This is a genomic window from Streptomyces sp. NPDC001393 (assembly GCF_053597455.1).
Genome location: NZ_JBSFIH010000001.1, coordinates 95,444 through 112,047, shown reverse-complemented (window position 1 = coordinate 112,047; position 16,604 = coordinate 95,444). Strand labels below are relative to the sequence as shown.

The window sequence follows — 16,604 nt, the reverse complement described above, 5'->3', positions numbered from 1 at the left end:
GGCCGCTTATGAGACGGTCGGCGCCGGGGACGGCCCGGTCAGCCCGCGCTCGGCCCGCCAGCCGTCCACGATGGCGGCCTGGAGCCCGAACATCTCCGCCTTCTCGTCCGGCTCCTCGTGGTCATAGCCGAGCAGGTGCAGCACCCCGTGGACGGTGAGCAGCTGCAGCTCCTCGTCCATGGAGTGCTGCGTCTCGGCTTCCGCCCCCTGCTTGGCGGCGACCTCCGGGCACAGCACGATGTCGCCGAGCAGCCCCTGCGGCGGCTCGTCGTCGTCCTTGGACGGCGGCCGGAGCTCGTCCATCGGGAACGACATGACATCGGTGGGACCCGGCAGGTCCATCCACTGGATGTGCAGCTGCTCCATGGCGTCGGCGTCCACGACGATCACCGAGAGCTCGGAGAGCGGGTGGATGCGCATCCGCGCGAGCGCGTAGCGGGCGATGTCGAGGATCGCCTGCTCGTCGACCTCGGTGCCGGACTCGTTGTTGACGTCGATCGACATGGTCGTGCTGGTCTACTTCCCCTTGTGCCCGGACTTGCCCCGGCCCTTCTGCATGCCGTTCTGGGTGCCGTGCGAGTCGTCGTACTTCTCGTACGCGTCGACGATACGGCCCACCAGCTTGTGCCGTACGACATCGTGGGACGACAGCCGGGAGAAGTGGACGTCCTCGACGCCCTCCAGGATCTCCTGCACCTGCCGCAGACCGCTCTTGGTGCCGTTCGGCAGGTCGACCTGGGTCACGTCACCGGTGATCACGATCTTCGAGTCGAAGCCGAGGCGGGTGAGGAACATCTTCATCTGCTCGGGGCTCGTGTTCTGGGCCTCGTCCAGGATGATGAAGGCGTCATTGAGCGTGCGACCACGCATGTACGCGAGCGGCGCGACCTCGATCGTCCCCGCCGCCATCAGCCGCGGGATGGAGTCCGGGTCGAGCATGTCGTGCAGCGCGTCGTACAGCGGGCGCAGGTAGGGGTCGATCTTCTCGTACAGCGTGCCCGGCAGGAAGCCCAGCCGCTCCCCCGCCTCTACCGCAGGCCGGGTCAGGATGATCCGGTTGACCTGCTTGGACTGCAGGGCCTGTACGGCCTTGGCCATGGCCAGGTAGGTCTTGCCGGTACCGGCGGGGCCGATGCCGAAGACGATCGTGTGCTTGTCGATCGCGTCGACGTACCGCTTCTGGTTGAGGGTCTTCGGGCGGATCGTCCGGCCTCGCGAGGACAGGATGTTCTGCGTCAGCACCTGAGCCGGGGTCTCCGGGCCGTCGCTCGTCCCGTTCTCGCTCGCCTTGAGCATGGCGATCGAGCGTTCCACTGCGTCCTCCGTCATCGGCTGCCCGGTGCGGAGCACCAGCATCATCTCGTCGAACACGCGCGAAATGAGGGCGACGTCGGCGGGGGCGCCGGCCGCGCTGATCTCATTGCCCCGGACATGTATGTCGGCCGCCGGGAAGGCCCTCTCGATCACACGCAGGAGGGAGTCGCCGGAACCCAGCACGGTCACCATGGGGTGCTGGGCGGGGACGGTGAACTGCGCTCTCGCCTGCTCCTGCGCGGGGGTGGTGTGAGCTGTGGGTGTCTGTGTCATGGGCCGGCGCTGAAGGCCTGCGCTTCCTCCTCGTCACGGCCGCGTAGCTGAGGGCGGCCTCGCGATTCCAGGGTACGACGGTGCACAGACAAGCCCGTAGGGCTTTTCGCCGGGCCACTTTTCAGCCGGCCGCCGCTCGTCAGCCGGACCGGCGGAAGCCGATGGTGGGCACCGCGCGGCGCAGCGGCCACGGCCGGTCCAGTTCCTCCGGGACGAGCGCGTCCAGGAAGCCGTACCGGCGAAGCGCCGCGGGCTCCTGCCCCGGCACGGACTGCACCCTCCGCCACCACGCCCCGATCTCCGACCACCCCGGCGCCGACAGGGAGCCCCCGAACTCCTGCACCGACAGCGCCGCCGTGAGTCCGGCGAAGGCCAGCCGGTCCGCCAGCGGCCATCCCGCCAGCGACCCCGTCACGAACCCGGCGACGAAGACGTCCCCCGCCCCCGTGGGATCCAGCGCCTCCACGGCGATCGCCGGCACCTCCGCCGCCTCCCCCGTCCGCCGGTCCACGGCGTACGCACCCTCCGGCCCCAGCGTCACCACGGCCACCGGCACATGCTCGGTCAGGGCATGCGCGGCGAGCCGCGGACAGTCGGTCCCCGTGTACCGCTTCGCTTCCTCCGCGTTGGGCAGGAAGGCCTCGCAGTGCTCCAGATCGGCGAGCCCGGCGAGATCCCACGCCCCGGTGTCGTCCCAGCCGACGTCGGCGAAGATCCGGGTCCCCTCGCGCGCGGCCTGCGCGATCCACGGCGCGCGCGTTCCGGGCGTCAGTGAGGCCACGGCGGCACGCGCGCGTGCCGGGCAGCGCGCGGCCCCCTCCTGGATGAGCGCGGCCTCCGGCGGCGGCTCGTGTCCATGGGAGACCATCGTCCGCTCGCCCTCGTACGCCATGGACACCGTCACCGGCGAGTGCCAGCCGGGCACGGTCCGGGACGCCGACAGGTCGATGCCCTCGCCCTGGGCGAGCGCGTCCCAGCAGTACTCGCCGTAGTGGTCGTCCCCGAAGGCCGCTGCCAGGGAGGTCTTCAGACCGAGCCGGGCCAGGGCCGTGGCCATGTTGGCGACCCCGCCGGGGCTGGAGCCCATGCCCCGGGCCCAGGACTCGGTGCCGCGCACGGGCGCCGAGTCCAGGCCGGTGAAGATGATGTCGAGGAAGACCGTGCCCGTCAGATAGACGTCCCAGGGCGGATCGCCGGGCCGGCGCAGCGCGGCGAGCGGGTCGACCCGGGCCTGACAGCGCGCGGCCTGGGTGAGGTGTTCCGGTTCCTCTCCGGTGATCGTGTGCGAGGCGGTCACGGTGCGCTCCCTGGCATGGTGCGGATCTGGCCAGTGTGCACCAATCAGCCCGCCGCACAGGGGGTTACCAGCGGGGCGTCACCGGTTGCCGCCAGCCCGGTTCGGCCACCCGCATCGCGGCCGCGTCGTCGCGGTCGCGCAGCGAGCCGTCGTCCTCGGCCCACCGCCGGTGCAGCCGGGCCAGTTCGTCCCGGTCGAGCTCGACCCCGAGGCCGGGGGCGTCGGAGACCTCGACCCGCCCGTCACGGAATGCCGGCCGCTCGGTGAGGACGTCCTCGGACTGCCAGGGATAGTGGGAGTCGCACGCGTGGTGGAGTCCGGGGACCGTGGCCGCGACCTGGGTCATCGCGGCGAGGCTGATCCCCAGATGAGTGTTGGAGTGCATCGACACCCCGACCCCGAAGGCGGCGCAGATCGCGGCGAGCCGCTGGGTGTTGCGCAGCCCGCCCCAGTAGTGGTGGTCGGAGAGGACCACCTGCACGGCATCGCGCGTGAAGGCCTCCTTGATCTCGCCGAAGGTGGTCACGCACATGTTCGTGGCGAGCGGGACGTCCGTCCCTGCCGACACCTCGGCCATCGCCGGCGTGCCCAGCGTCGGGTCCTCCAGGTACTCCAGGACGTCCCCGAGTTCCTTCGCCACCTTCAGCGAGGTCTCCACCGACCAGGCGCCGTTGGGGTCGAGGCGCAGCGGATGCCCGGGGAAGGCCTCGGCGAGGGCCCGTACGGCGGCGATCTCCTGGTCGGGCGGGAAGACGCCGCCCTTGAGCTTGAAGGACGTGAAGCCGTGCCGCTCCTTGAACAGCCGCGCCTGGGCCACGACTCCGGCCGGGTCGAGGGCGGCCCCCCAGTCGTCCTGCTCGCAGGCCACGCCTTCCGGATGGCCGGCCCACTTGTAGAACAGGTAGGCGCTGTACTCGACGGCGTCCCGCACCCTGCCGCCGAGCAGCGCGTGCACGGGCAGCCCGAGCGCCCTGCCCTGGGCGTCCAGGCAGGCGACCTCGAAGGCGGACAGCACCGAGAGGCGGAGCTTGTCGGTGCTCTGCACCCCGCGCAGCCCGCCGGCGTCCACCTCGCCCTGGACCCGCGACTCGTCCACACCAAGGTCGATCGTGAACAGGCCGTTCACATCCGTGACCGATCGCCCAGGGAGGCGTTCGGCCAGCGGGCGGGCCAGTTCCAGGTACTTGGTGTCGCCGTAGGTCTCGCCGAGCCCGGTGATCCCGTCGGCGGTGACGATCTCCACGATCAGCCGCGGGGTGTACGGCTGGTGCACCCCCTGGGTGTTGAGCAGCGGCGGGTCGGCGACCAGGATCGGCGTCAGCCGCACCTCGGCGATGGTCAGGTCACGGATGGTCACAGGGAGGCTCCTACGAGGTCGAGTCCGGTGGTGAGCAGGGCCTTGAGGCACGGGCCCGGATCTCGGCGGTGGCGGCCCCGTCGAAGAAGAGGAAGCCGCCTCGATCATCTCTCTTTATGAATGGTGTCCATATATGAGAACGAGCCTAGCGACTTTTACCCGGACCCAGGCTGAGCAAACCGGAAAGTGACGCAGATCGCACCGCCCGGCCTTCTTCCCCGAACATCGTGCTTGGTACAACTTCCTCGGATGTTCCTGTCCGTCGACAGGCGTCGCTCTCCCCTTTCCCCAAGCCCTTCCTTTCGCCTGCCCTGGAACGCCCGTGTCCGCCCCCCGCCCCCTGCCCTGGCCCCTCGTCGCCCTTTTCACGGCCGGCTACCTCGCGCCCTATCTGCTGCCGACCACCGTCGGCCGGCTCGCTTCCGGGCTTCCGCTCACCGCCACCCAGGCCGGGGCGATCGGCAGTGCGCTGCTGCTGAGTTCGGCGGCGGCGGGCTTCCTGCTGGCCTCCCGGCTCGACCGGATCGGCCCCCGCGCGCTCGCCCGGCTCGGCCTCGCGCTCGCCGTCCTCGGCTACGGCGGTGCCGCCCTCACCGCCTTCGTACCGGCCGTCGTCGCGGGCGCGGTCATCGGCGGATTCGGATCCGGCACGGTCACGGCGGTCGCCGCGAGCGGCATCGCGGCACACCGCGACCCGCACCGGGTCACCACGCTCGGCCTGCTCGGCGTCTCCGCCCTCGCCGGCGCCCTGTACCTGACGATCCCCCACCTCGGCCCCGGCCACGGCCAGCCGCTCGCGGCCCTCGCGCTCACGGCACTCGCCGCTCTCCCGCTCACCGGCCGTCTGTCCGGTCGTACCGCACCGTCCCCCACGGCCGTCGCGCACGGCCGCCTCCCCCGCCCGCGCGCCGGGCTGCTGCTGGCCGCCGCCATGCTCTGCTGGTCCCTCGCCCAGAACTCGCTGTGGGGCGTCAGCGGCCGGATCGGTGTCGACCAGGCCCACCTCACCGAGGCCACCGTCGGCGCGGTGTTCGCGGTCGCGCTCGGCGCCGGACTCGTCGGGGTCGTCGGAGCGGGCGCCCTCGGCCCCCGGCTGGGCCGGGCGGTGCCCATCGGCGCGGGTACGGCGCTGATCGCGGGCTGCATCGCGCTCAGCGCCTCCGCGACCGACCTGCCGGCCTTCGCGGCGGGCGAGATCTCCTGGAACGTGCTGTACCCGGTCGTCCTGTCGTACGTCATCGGCCTCGCCGCCTCCCTCGACCCGCGCGGCCGCTGGGCGGTCCTGGTCGGCTCGGCGGCGTCACTGGGGACGGCGGCCGGACCGCTGGCGGGGAGTGTGCTGGCGGCGGGCGCGGGTTTCCCCGTGATGGGGAAGGTGCTCGGCGCCGGGCTGCTGCTGATCGCCGTACCGATGACGGCGGTGGCGCTGCGGGCGGGCAGGCGGCCCCTGCCGGTCGTGGAACTGCCGGTGGAGTCGCCCGCCGTGCCCGCCCGGCACGCCTACGACACGGCGTCGCCGAACTCGTACGCGTCGACCTCGGCGATGTAGCGCTCCCGCCGTTCCTCGTCGTCCTCCAGGAAGGAGGCGAGGAAGGAGTTGCGGGCCAGCTCGCGCAGCCGGTCCTCGCCCAGGCCGAGAGTCCGGTGGACGGCCGCGAAGTTGTCGCCGGCGTATCCGCCGAAGTACGCGGGGTCGTCGGAGTTGACCGTGCACAGCAGGCCCGCGTCCAGCATGGCCGGCAGCGGGTGGTCGGCCAGCGTGTCGACCGTGCGCAGGCGGACGTTGGACAGCGGGCACAGGGTGAGCGGGATCCGCTCCCGCACCAGCCGCTCGACCAGCGCCGGGTCCTCCATACAGCGCAGCCCGTGGTCGACGCGCTCGACGCCGAGCACGTCCAGGGCCTCGGTGATGTACTCCGGCGGCCCCTCCTCACCGGCGTGCGCGACCCGGCGCAGCCCGAGCGCGGCGGCGGCCTCGTACACCTCCCGGAACTTCACCGGCGGATGCCCGACCTCGGCGGAGTCCAGGCCGACGCCGGTGATCCGGTCCAGGTACGGCTCGGCCATCTCCAGGGTCAGCAGAGCCGACTCGGCGGACAGGTCGCGCAGGAAGCACATGATGAGCCTGGTGGAGACGCCGTGGTTCTGCTCGCTGCGGCCCAGCGCCCGCCACAGCCCCTCGACGATCGTGGCCATGGGAATGCCCCGCGCGAGGTGGGCCTGCGGGTCGAAGAAGATCTCCGCGTGCCGCACGCCCTGCGCGGCCGCGCGGGCCAGGTAGGCGTTCGCCAGGTCGGCGAAGTCCTGCTCGGTGCGCAGGACGGCCATCAGCTCGTAGTACAGGTTCAGGAAGGACTGGAGGTCCTCGAACTGGTAGGCCTTGCGCAGGGCGTCCGTGTCGGCGTACGGCAGCTCGACGCCGTTGCGGGCGGCCAGCTGGAACGCCAGCTCCGGCTCCAGGGTGCCTTCGATGTGGAGGTGCAGTTCTGCTTTCGGGAGGGGCATCAAAGCATCGTACGGATCTTCTACCGCCGTTTCGGAACCGGCACTCGCAGCAGATCGTGCGCCACGGTCAGCTCGCCGTCGAAACCGGCCGCCCGCGCCTGCCGCTCGAACTCCTCCGGTTCGGTGTAGCGCTGGCTGAAGTGGGTGAGGACGAGGTGCCGTACGCCCGCGTTCCGGGCGACGGCGGCGGCCTGTCCGGCGGTCAGATGGCCGTGTTCCACGGCCAGTTCGATGTCCTCGTCCAGGAAGGTCGACTCGATGACGAGCAGGTCGCAGCCCTCCGCGAGGTCGTGCACGCCGTCGCAGAGCCGGGTGTCCATGACGAACGCGAACCGCTGCCCGCGCCGCACCTCGCTGACGTCCTCCAGCCTGACCTCCCCCAGCCGGCCCTCGCGCTGCAGTCGGCCGACGTCCGGGCCCTTGATCCCGAGCACGGCGAGCCGGTCGGGCAGCATACGGCGGCCGTCGGGTTCGATCAGCCGGTAGCCGTAGGACTCGACCGGGTGCGACAGCCTGCGCGCCTGAAGGGTGTACGACGGGGTCACCGCGAGGATGCCGTCGGCGGCGACCGGTGCCTCGGTGATGCCGACCGTCTCCCGGTAGGCCGTGGCGTACCGCAGGCGGTCGAAGAAGCGCTGCCCGGAGCGCGGGTAGTGCGCGGTGATCTCGTGCGGCACCTGGTCGAGGTTGATCCGCTGGATGACACCGGCGAGGCCGAGGGAGTGGTCGCCGTGGAAGTGGGTGACGCAGATCCGGTTCAGGTCGTGGGCGGCGGCCCCGGCGCGCACCATCTGCCGCTGGGTGCCCTCGCCGGGGTCGAACAGGATGCCCTCGCCGTCCCACCGCAGCAGATAGCCGTTGTGGTTGCGGTGCCGGGTCGGGACCTGGCTGGCGGTGCCGAGGACCACCAATTCACGTACGGACACGGTGGGTTACCCGGGGGGCCACTGCATGCCACGGCCGCCGAGGACGTGCGCGTGGGCGTGCCAGACGGTCTGGCCCGCGCCGGAGCCGGTGTTGAAGACGATGCGGTAGCTGTCGAGCTTCTCCTCGTCGGCCACGGCCTGGGTCTCGGCGAGCACGTCGGCGGCTGCCTGCGGCGCTTCGGCGGCGAGTTCGGCAGCGTTCTTGTAGTGGACCTTGGGGATCACCAGGATGTGGGTGGGGGCCTGGGGGTTTATGTCCCGGAAGGCGACGGTGGTGTCTGTCTCGCGGACGATCGTCGCCGGGATGCTCCCTGCGACGATCTTGCAGAACAGGCAGTCGTCCTGGGGTTCGCCTGCCATGCGTGTGCCTCCTCACGCTGGTGATCAATACCGGTGCATCGTAGTCGTATCAGGCCGGCATTCCCGGCGGAGTCTTCGCGGGCTGCTCCTCCAGTGCCTCTAGTGCGAGCCTGACCGCCTCGTCCAGCTGGGTGTCGCGGCCCGCTGCCCAGTCCTGGGGCCGCTGTACGACCTCCACATCCGGGTCCACCCCGTGGTTCTCCACGTCCCAGCCCACCCCCTCCAGCCACATCGCGTACTTCGGCTGGGTGATCAGGGTGCCGTCGACCAGGTGGTAGCGGCTGTCGATGCCGATGACGCCGCCCCAGGTGCGGGTGCCGACGACCGGGCCGATGCCGAGGGCCTTGATCGCCGCGTTGACGATGTCGCCGTCGGAGCCGGAGAACTCGTTGGCGACGGCGACGACCGGGCCGCGCGGGGCGTCGAGGGGGTAGCTGGTGGGGCGCATGCCGCGCGGGAGGTCCCAGCCGATGATGCGGCGGGCCAGCTTCTCGACGACCAGTTGGGAGGTGTGGCCGCCGCGGTTCTCGCGGACGTCGACCACGAGTCCCTCGCGGGCCACCTCCACCCGCAGGTCCCGGTGGATCTGTGCCCAGCCGGGGGCCTGCATGTCGGGGACGTGGAGGTAGCCGAGGCGGCCGTCGGAGGCGGCGTGGACGTGGGCGCGGCGGTCTGTGACCCAGGCGTGGTAGCGCAGGGGTTCCTCGTCGGCGACGGGGATGACGACGGTGTGCCGGGGTTCGCCGCCGCCCGCCGGGGAGACGGTCAGCTCCACCGGGTGGCCCGCGGTGCCGGCGAGCAGTGGACCCGGCCCCGTCACCGGGTCGACCGGGTGGCCGGCGACGGCGATGATCGCGTCGCCGGGGCGGACGGCGACACCCGGTGCGGCGAGCGGGGAGCGGGCGTCCGGGTCGGAGGTCTCGGAGGGCAGGATCCGGTCGATGCGCCAACTTCCGTCCGGGTGGCGGGAGATGTCGGCGCCGAGCAGACCGTGCCGGGGGCCGTTGCCACGGCCGCCGGAGGGGATGACGTAGGCGTGCGAGGTGCCGAGTTCGCCGTGCAGCTCCCAGAGCAGGTCGACCAGGTCGCTGTGGGTGGCGAGGCGGGCCAACAGGGGGCGGTAGCGGGCGAGGACGCCGGTCCAGTCGACGCCGCCGAGGTCGGGCCGCCAGAAGTGGTCGCGCATCAGGCGGCCGGTCTCGTCGTACATCTGCCGCCACTCGGCGGCCGGGTCGAGAGTCTGCCGGACGCGGGCGAGGTCGACGGTGATGCTGGTGTCGCCGTCGTCCTCGGTGCCGGTACGGCGGTCGCTGGGGACGACCCGGAGCCGGTCGTCGCTCCACAGCAGCACGCGTTTGCCGTCGCCGCTGACCTCGAAGTGGTCGGCGTCGGAGGCGAGGTGCTCCAGGCGCCGCTGGGCTAGGTCGTAGCGCTCCAGCTCGGTGTGCGGGTCGGGGTCCTCGGGGTGGGCGCGGGCGGCGCCGAGGACGCCGTGCACGGGGTGGCGCAGCCAGAGCACACCGTCCTTGGCGGCGCGCAGGGTGGAGTAGCGGCCGGCCTCGACCGGGAAGGGCACGATCCGGTCGGCGAGGCCCTCGAGGTCGATGCGGGTGGCGGGGGTGCCCTCGCTGTCGGGGGTCTCGTCCTTGTCCGGGGTCTCGAAGGGGCGGCCGTGGCGCTGCGGGCCGAAGGGCGAGGGAGTGGTGGCGGCCAGGGTGATCAGGTGCGGGCGGGCGCCGACCACGAAGGCGAGGTCGAAGACGTGCTCGTCGTAGACCGGGTCGAAGGCGCGGTTGGAGAGGAAGGCGAGGTGTTTGCCGTCGAGGGTGAAGGCGGGGGCGTAGTCCTGGAAGCGGAGCGGGGTCGCCTCGGTGACCGACAGGTCGGTGGTGTGGGCGATGCGCAGCTGGGAGAGCGGGCGGGGGCCGGGGTGGGCCCAGGCGAGCCAGGCGGAGTCGGGTGAGAAGGCGAGCCCGGAGACCTCGCCGTCGTCGCTGCGGTCGACCTCGCGGACCTCGCCGGTCTCGCGTTCGACGAGGAGCAGCCGTCCGTCGTGCGCGGCCACGGCGGCCCGGCTGCCGTCGGGGGCCATGGCCAGCTCCAGGACCCGGCCGAGCTGTCCGGCGGCGAGGCGGCGGGGCGGGGCGCCCGGTACCGTCCCGGTCGCGGGGGCGAACTCCAGGGCGTCGTCGCCCTCGGCGTCTGTCACCCACACCACCCACTCCTCGCCCTCGGCGCGGAAGGCGCGCGGCATCCGGGCGCGGACGCCGGAAGTGGCGGCGAGGGCGCGGGCGGGCCCGGAGCGGTGGGTGACCCAGTGGATCCCGCCGCGCACACAGACCGCGCTGCCGCGCGCGGTGTGGTCGGGGGACGCCTCGCCGAACCAGCGAGCGGCGTTCACCGGGCGGGGCCGCAGATCGGTCCGGGGCCCGCCGAGCCGCACGTCCAGCCGGCGCGGCTCGGCGCCCTCCAGGTCGTCCAGCAGCCACAGTTCACCGGCGGAGCTGTAGACGATCCGGGTGCCGTCTCCCGAGGCGTGGCGGGCGTAGAACCCGTCGAGCGGGGTGTGCCGGCGCAGGTCGGAGCCGTCGGCGAGGGAGGAGTACAGCGCACCGGTGCCCTCGTGGTCGCTGAGGAAGGCGATCCGGTCCCCCGCCCACACCGGCCGCTCGATGTTCCCGTCGACGTCCTCGTGCAGCCGGACGAACTCCCCGTCGCCCTCCCGGTCGATCCACAACTTGCCCGCCGTGCCGCCCCGGTAGCGCTTCCAGTGCGCGGCCTCGCGGCCCATCGGCGCGGACAGCAGCACGGTGGCGGGGCCGAAGACGACGTCGCCGACCGGGCCGTACGGCAGGGTCTCGGCGGGTCCGCCGTCCAGCGGGACGGCGTACGCCCAGGTGCGCCGGAAGCTGGCCTGGCCCTGCGCGCCGAGCGCGAGCACCCGCCCGTCGGCGGTCCAGCCGAGCACCTCGGTACGGCGGTTGCCCCAGTAGGTCAGCCGGTCGGCGGGGCCGCCGTCGACGGGGGCGACATGCACCTCGGGCGCGCCGTCACGGGTGGAGGTCCACGCGAGGTGCCGTCCGTCCGGTGATATCCGGGGCGAGGTCACCGGCACGTTGTCGACGCTGACCCGCCAGGCCCTGCCGCCGTCGAGGGGCACGAGCCATACGTCGTCCTCGGCGACGAAGGTCACCAAGTCGCCGTGCACATGGGGGTATCGGAGATAGGCGGCACCCTGAGTCACTCCGTCACTGTACGCAGTGACCGGTGTGTCCCGCTCGCGTTCCGATCACTTGCCCCCGGCGGGCCAGCAGGTGGGGTCGCCCTTGCACCAGATGGTGCGGGTGACGGTGACGGTCACGGTGGGCTCCCCGCCTCCCGGCCGATAGGTGGGCGGCTGGTACGTCGGCCCCGTCGTGGCGCCGCAGTCCCCGAGCCCGCTGACGTGGAACACCTGCCTGCCGCCGACCCTGGCGGTCAGATCCCCCCGGACACACGCCCCGTCGACGGCCTTGGTCACCCTCCCGGTGACGGTGATCTTCCGCCCGTCCTTGGTCTCGCCCCGGCAGTCGACGGAGACGACGGTGCTCGCGCTGGGCGAGGGCGACTTCCCCGTCTTGCCCGTCTTCCCCGTCTTCCCCGTCGAACTGCCCCCGTCTTGCCCGGTGCAGGTGAGCCAGCTGACGTCGATGTGCTGCTGTTCGAGCCTGGCCTTGGCGGTGGTGGCGGTGGTGTAGGCGGTGGTGGCGGGGCTGAGATCGGCGGGCCGGCATGCGACCACGACCGCACCGGCTCCCACGACCATTCCGGTCACGGCAGCCACCCGCACTCCACGCCGATTCCCTCGCAAAGCCCCCATGCAGGGCAGCGTGCCACCGGCACGGGCACCGGGGAAGGCCGCATACGGCCACTTGGGCGCCCCAAAGGGGCGCGGGGAACTGCGCGAGCAACCACGACGGCGTCGCAGCCGCCGGACAGCACATCGCGGCACTACCGATCGCGCCCTCGGCCGAACCAGCGGAGCTACCCCCGCAGCAGCAGCCACTGCTGGAGTTCGACCAGGTTGCCCTCGGGGTCCTTGAGGTGAGCGACCCTCATCCGGTCGGTCATGGGCGCGGGGCCGTGCACCAGGACCGCACCACGGGCGGTGATCTCCGCGCAGTAGGCGTCCAGGTCGTCGACGCGGAGCACCACCAGCGAACGGTGACCGGTGACCGTGTCCCCCAGCTCCTTGAGCACCTCCGCCATCATCGCGCGGTCCTGCAGCGCGATCCCCGCGGAACCGGTGTGCGGGCTGAACTTCTCGTACGGGCCCTCGGTCGCGCCGGACTGCGGCTTGAGGCCGAGGATGTCGGCGTAGAAGCGGTAGCAGGCGGCGAAGTCGGTGACCAGGAGCCGGACTTGGGCGAGTTCCACGGTGTCCCCCAGGTGTCAGGACCAGCGGCCGGTGCGGCCCAGCAGCAGGGCCACGGCGGCGGTGCCGGCGGTTGATGTACGCAACACGGTGGGACCGAGGACGTACGCCTTCGCGCCCGCCCCCTCGAAGAGCGCCAACTCGTCCCGCGCGACGCCGCCTTCGGGGCCGACGACCAGCACGATCTCGCCCTCGGTGGGCAGTTCGGCGGACGCCAGCCGCCCGCTCTCGTGCTCGAAGTCGGAGTGGAGCACGGCGGCGAAGTCGGCTTTGGCGAGAAGTGCGGCAACCTGCTTGGTGCTCGCCGCGTCCGCGACCTGAGGGAAGCGCAGCCGACGGGACTGCTTGCCGGCCTCGCGCGCGGTGGCCCGCCACTTGGCGAGGGCCTTCTGGCCCCTCTCGCCCTTCCACTGAGTGATGCACCGGGCGGCCTGCCAGGGGACGATCGCGTCGACTCCGGTCTCCGTCATCGTCTCCACGGCGAGTTCGCCCCGGTCGCCCTTCGGCAGGGCCTGGACCACGGTGATACGGGGGCTGGGCTCCGGCTCCACCGGGAACTCGAAGGGCTCCACCACCAGGTGGTCCTTGCCGGACACGCCGACGACGACCCCGGCGGCCCCGCGCCCCTCGCCGTCCGTCAGCACCACGTGCTCACCGGGCTGCAGCCGTCGTACGGAGACCGCGTGCCGTCCCTCGGGGCCCGTGACGTCGACGACCGAGCCGGGACCCACGCCCTCCAGCGAGTCGACGACGAACACCGGCGCGGTCATCGCAGGCCCCCCTTGGCCGACAACGCTGTCCGGGCGGCGTCGAGTTCGGCGGCCAGCACCTCCACGAGCTCCCCGGCGGGCAGCTCGCGGGCCAGCCGGTGGCCCTGGCCCGCCCACAGCGCCATGCCCTGCGCGTCCCCGGCCTTGGCGGCGGCCTTGCGCAGCGGCGAGGTGAGGTGGTGGATCTCCGGGTAGGCGGCGGGGGCGTACGGGCCGTGCTCGCGCAGGAAGCGGTTGACCAGTGCGCGCGCCGGGCGGCCGGAGAACGCGCGGGTCAACTCGGTGCGCGCGAACAGGGGGTTGGTCAGCGCCTGCTTGTGCACGGCCTGGGCGCCGGACTCCGGGGTGGCGAGGAAGGCGGTGCCGAGCTGGGCCGCGCTCGCGCCGGCCGCGAGCACGGCGGCGACCTGGCTGCCGCGCATGATGCCGCCGGCGGCGACGACCGGGATGCGCACGGCCTCATGGATCTGCGCGACCAGCGAGAGCAGCCCGATGCCGGAGCCGTCGTTCTCGGGGAGGTCCCGGTGGGTGCCCTGGTGACCGCCGGCCTCCACGCCCTGTGCGATCACCGCGTCCGCGCCCGCCCGCTCGACCGCGCGAGCCTCCTCGGCGGTGGTGGCGGTGACCAGGGTGAAGGTTCCGGCACGGCGAAGGGAGTCGAGCACGTCCCGGCCCGGCACCCCGAAGTGGAAGGAGACCACCGGTACCGGGTTGTCGAGGAGTACGGCGAGCTTGGCGTCGTAGCCGTCGTCCCGGCCGCTGTCCGGGTCGCCCAGCTCGGTCTCGTACCAGGCGGCCTCGCCGGCCAGCTGGTGGGCGTAGACCTCGACGGCGCCGGACTCGGCGTACTCGGGCTGCGGCATGAACACGTTCACGCCGAAGGGGCGGCTGGTGAGCCCCCGCAGCTGCTTGATCTCCTGGTACATGCCGTCGGCGGTCTTGTACCCGGCGGCGAGAAACCCGAGGCCACCGGCCTCGGAGACGGCGGCGGCGAGCTGCGGCACGGAGACGCCGCCCGCCATGGGGGCCTGCACGATCGGGTGGGGGAAGAGATCGGTCAGTGCGGAGGACATGACCGCATGTTGTCACGTCCTTTGAACAAGTCCGAATCCGGGCACCCAATGGCATAAACCAATGGCATACGGGGTGCCGAAGCACCCCGTCAGGACTCCGTGAGCGGCTGTTCAGCGCCCGTTGAACGCGTCCTTCAGCCTGCTGAAAAGCCCCTGCTGTCCCGGCTGGAACTGCCCCTGCGGCCGCTCCTCGCCGCGCAGCTTGGCCAGCTCGCGCAGCAGCCGCTCCTGCTCGGGATCGAGCTTGGTCGGGGTCTGCACCTCGACGTGCACGATCAGGTCACCCCGGCCGCCGCCGCGCAGATGCGTGACGCCCCGGTTGTGCAGCGGGATCGACTGGCCGGACTGAGTGCCGGGCCGGATGTCGACCTCCTCCATGCCGTCCAGGGTCTCCAGCGGCACCTTGGTGCCGAGCGCCGCCGCGGTCATCGGGATCGTCACCGTGCAGTGCAGGTCGTCACCGCGCCGCTGGAACGTCGGGTGCGGCAGCTCGTGGATCTCGACGTACAGGTCACCGGCCGGACCGCCGCCCGGCCCCACCTCGCCCTCACCGGCGAGCTGGATCCGCGTGCCGTTGTCGACACCGGCCGGGATCTTCACGGTCAGGGTGCGGCGCGAGCGGACCCGGCCGTCGCCGGCGCACTCCGGGCACGGGGTCGGGACCACGGTGCCGAATCCCTGGCACTGCGGGCAGGGGCGCGAGGTCATGACCTGGCCCAGGAAGGACCGGGTGACCTGCGAGACCTCACCGCGGCCGCGGCACATGTCACACGTCTGGGCGGTCGTACCGGGCGCGGCGCCCTCGCCGTTGCAGGTGTTGCAGACGACCGCGGTGTCGACCTGGATGTCCTTGGTGGTCCCGAAGGCCGCCTCGTCCAGCTCGACCTCGATGCGGATCATCGCGTCCTGGCCGCGCCGGGTGCGCGAGCGCGGCCCGCGCTGCGACGCCGTACCGAAGAACGCGTCCATGATGTCCGAGAAGTTGCCGAAGCCACCGGCCCCGAAGCCGCCCGCGCCGGCCCCGCCGGACTGCGAGAGCGGGTCGCCGCCGAGGTCGTAGACCTGCTTCTTCTGCGGGTCCGACAGCACCTCGTAAGCGGCGTTGATCTCCTTGAACCGCTCCTGGGTCTTCGGATCGGGGTTGACGTCCGGGTGCAGCTCGCGCGCGAGCCGGCGGAACGCCTTCTTGATCTCATCCTGCGACGCGTCGCGGCGCACGCCGAGAACGGCGTAGTAGTCCGTGGCCACTTACGACTCCGCCAGGATCTGTCCGACGTACCGTGCCACTGCGCGTACCGCTCCCATCGTTCCCGGATAGTCCATGCGGGTCGGTCCGACCACGCCGAGCTTGGCAACCGCCTCGCCGCCCGAACCGTAGCCGACCGACACCACGGAGGTGGAGTTGAGTCCCTCGTGGGCGTTCTCGTGCCCGATGCGCACCATCACGCCCGGATCCTTCGCCTCGCCTAGGAGCTTGAGGAGCACGACATGCTCCTCCAGGGCCTCCAGGACGGGCCGGATCGTGAGGGGGAAGTCATGTCCGAAGCGGGTGAGATTGGCGGTGCCGCCGATCATCAGCCGCTCCTCGTTCTCCTCGACGAGCGTCTCCAGGAGGGTGGAGAGCACCGTCGAGACCGTACCGCGGTCCTCGGGGTCGAAAGCCTCCGGCAGGTCCTCGACCAGCTTCGGCACGTCCGTGAACCGGCGGCCCGCGACCCGGCTGTTCAGCCGGGCGCGCAGATCGGCGAGGGAGGTCTCGCCGAAGGGCGCCGGGCAGTCGACCATCCGCTGCTCGACCCGGCCGGTGTCCGTGATCAGCACGAGCATCACGCGCGCGGGGGCGAGCGAGAGCAGCTCCACGTGCCGCACGGTGGACCGGGTCAGGGACGGGTACTGCACGACGGCGACCTGCCGGGTGAGCTGCGCGAGCAGCCGTACCGTACGGGCCACGACGTCGTCGAGGTCGACGGCGCCCTCCAGGAAGCTCTGGATCGCCCGTCGCTCGGGCGCGGTCATCGGCTTCACGCCCGCCAGCTTGTCCACGAACAGCCGGTAGCCCTTGTCGGTGGGGATGCGCCCGGCGCTGGTGTGCGGCTGCGCGATGAACCCCTCGTCCTCCAGGGCCGCCATGTCGTTGCGGACCGTCGCCGGGGACACGCCGAGGTTGTGTCGCTCGGTCAGGGCCTTCGACCCGACCGGCTCCTCGGTGCCGACGTAGTCCTGGACGATGGCGCGCAGTACCTGCAGCCTGCGTTCACTCAGCATCCGCGCGCACCTCCAGCACGTCGTCCCCTTGGTTCCACTCGGTCCTGCGG

Annotated in this window: 15 protein-coding genes; 1 reads left to right on the top strand and 14 read right to left on the bottom strand. The window is 72.1% G+C overall.

The window, feature by feature from the left end; all coding sequences use genetic code 11:
* Positions 1-6 precede the first annotated feature (6 nt).
* The 4 genes from ybeY to ACWC2T_RS00460 form a co-directional block, all read right to left on the bottom strand.
* Positions 7-504 (bottom strand): rRNA maturation RNase YbeY, encoded by a 498-nt coding sequence (ybeY, locus tag ACWC2T_RS00475; protein ID WP_208900934.1) that lies wholly within the window; start codon positions 502-504, stop codon positions 7-9.
* 12 nt (positions 505-516) lie between these two features.
* On the bottom strand, positions 517-1,587 hold the full coding sequence (locus ACWC2T_RS00470; protein WP_450668241.1) for a PhoH family protein: 1,071 nt from the start codon (positions 1,585-1,587) through the stop codon (positions 517-519).
* Positions 1,588-1,726: 139 nt separating this feature from the next.
* Complete coding sequence (locus tag ACWC2T_RS00465) at positions 1,727-2,866, bottom strand: carbohydrate kinase family protein (protein WP_450668698.1); 1,140 nt, start codon at positions 2,864-2,866, stop codon at positions 1,727-1,729.
* A gap of 82 nt (positions 2,867-2,948) precedes the next feature.
* The gene (locus ACWC2T_RS00460) at positions 2,949-4,241 is read right to left on the bottom strand and encodes a glucarate dehydratase family protein (protein ID WP_450668240.1); all 1,293 of its coding nucleotides are present in this window, start codon (positions 4,239-4,241) and stop codon (positions 2,949-2,951) included.
* A gap of 322 nt (positions 4,242-4,563) precedes the next feature.
* Here ACWC2T_RS00460 and ACWC2T_RS00455 point away from each other — a divergent pair, with 322 nt between their 5' ends.
* The gene (locus ACWC2T_RS00455) at positions 4,564-5,790 is read left to right on the top strand and encodes an MFS transporter (RefSeq protein WP_450668239.1); all 1,227 of its coding nucleotides are present in this window, start codon (positions 4,564-4,566) and stop codon (positions 5,788-5,790) included.
* Here the strand turns inward: ACWC2T_RS00455 and ACWC2T_RS00450 are convergent.
* The 10 genes from ACWC2T_RS00450 to hrcA form a co-directional block, all read right to left on the bottom strand.
* On the bottom strand, positions 5,742-6,746 hold the full coding sequence (locus tag ACWC2T_RS00450; protein WP_450668238.1) for an adenosine deaminase: 1,005 nt from the start codon (positions 6,744-6,746) through the stop codon (positions 5,742-5,744). The two genes, ACWC2T_RS00455 and ACWC2T_RS00450, sit on opposite strands and share 49 nt — an antisense overlap.
* A gap of 20 nt (positions 6,747-6,766) precedes the next feature.
* Positions 6,767-7,672, bottom strand: coding sequence for a ribonuclease Z (locus ACWC2T_RS00445; RefSeq protein WP_450668237.1), 906 nt, complete (start codon positions 7,670-7,672; stop codon positions 6,767-6,769).
* Between the two features lie 6 nt (positions 7,673-7,678).
* The gene (locus ACWC2T_RS00440) at positions 7,679-8,032 is read right to left on the bottom strand and encodes a histidine triad nucleotide-binding protein (RefSeq protein WP_450668236.1); all 354 of its coding nucleotides are present in this window, start codon (positions 8,030-8,032) and stop codon (positions 7,679-7,681) included.
* A 49-nt stretch (positions 8,033-8,081) separates the two neighbouring features.
* Positions 8,082-11,228, bottom strand: coding sequence for a S41 family peptidase (locus ACWC2T_RS00435; RefSeq protein ID WP_450668697.1), 3,147 nt, complete (start codon positions 11,226-11,228; stop codon positions 8,082-8,084).
* 93 nt (positions 11,229-11,321) lie between these two features.
* Complete coding sequence (locus ACWC2T_RS00430; RefSeq protein ID WP_450668235.1) at positions 11,322-11,855, bottom strand: hypothetical protein; 534 nt, start codon at positions 11,853-11,855, stop codon at positions 11,322-11,324.
* A gap of 200 nt (positions 11,856-12,055) precedes the next feature.
* Positions 12,056-12,448 (bottom strand): VOC family protein, encoded by a 393-nt coding sequence (locus ACWC2T_RS00425; protein ID WP_450668234.1) that lies wholly within the window; start codon positions 12,446-12,448, stop codon positions 12,056-12,058.
* A gap of 15 nt (positions 12,449-12,463) precedes the next feature.
* Complete coding sequence (locus ACWC2T_RS00420) at positions 12,464-13,216, bottom strand: 16S rRNA (uracil(1498)-N(3))-methyltransferase (protein ID WP_450668233.1); 753 nt, start codon at positions 13,214-13,216, stop codon at positions 12,464-12,466.
* Positions 13,213-14,289 (bottom strand): nitronate monooxygenase, encoded by a 1,077-nt coding sequence (locus ACWC2T_RS00415; protein ID WP_450668232.1) that lies wholly within the window; start codon positions 14,287-14,289, stop codon positions 13,213-13,215. The genes ACWC2T_RS00420 and ACWC2T_RS00415 overlap by 4 nt, the downstream gene beginning before the upstream one ends.
* Before the next feature lie 111 nt (positions 14,290-14,400).
* Positions 14,401-15,537 (bottom strand): molecular chaperone DnaJ, encoded by a 1,137-nt coding sequence (gene dnaJ / locus ACWC2T_RS00410; RefSeq protein WP_055709624.1) that lies wholly within the window; start codon positions 15,535-15,537, stop codon positions 14,401-14,403.
* The gene (gene hrcA, locus ACWC2T_RS00405; protein ID WP_450668231.1) at positions 15,538-16,554 is read right to left on the bottom strand and encodes a heat-inducible transcriptional repressor HrcA; all 1,017 of its coding nucleotides are present in this window, start codon (positions 16,552-16,554) and stop codon (positions 15,538-15,540) included.
* Between the last annotated feature and the right edge of the window lie 50 nt (positions 16,555-16,604).

Excerpts from the sequence above, each read along its gene's own strand:
- ybeY (WP_208900934.1), bottom strand. The coding sequence starts at position 504 with ATGTCGATCGACGTCAACAACGAGTCCGGCACCGAGGTCGACGAGCAG.
- ACWC2T_RS00440 (WP_450668236.1), bottom strand. The coding sequence starts at position 8,032 with ATGGCAGGCGAACCCCAGGACGACTGCCTGTTCTGCAAGATCGTCGCA.
- ACWC2T_RS00470 (WP_450668241.1), bottom strand. The coding sequence starts at position 1,587 with ATGACACAGACACCCACAGCTCACACCACCCCCGCGCAGGAGCAGGCG.
- ACWC2T_RS00415 (WP_450668232.1), bottom strand. The coding sequence starts at position 14,289 with ATGTCCTCCGCACTGACCGATCTCTTCCCCCACCCGATCGTGCAGGCC.
- hrcA (WP_450668231.1), bottom strand. The coding sequence starts at position 16,554 with ATGCTGAGTGAACGCAGGCTGCAGGTACTGCGCGCCATCGTCCAGGAC.
- ACWC2T_RS00450 (WP_450668238.1), bottom strand. The coding sequence starts at position 6,746 with ATGCCCCTCCCGAAAGCAGAACTGCACCTCCACATCGAAGGCACCCTG.
- ACWC2T_RS00420 (WP_450668233.1), bottom strand. The coding sequence starts at position 13,216 with ATGACCGCGCCGGTGTTCGTCGTCGACTCGCTGGAGGGCGTGGGTCCC.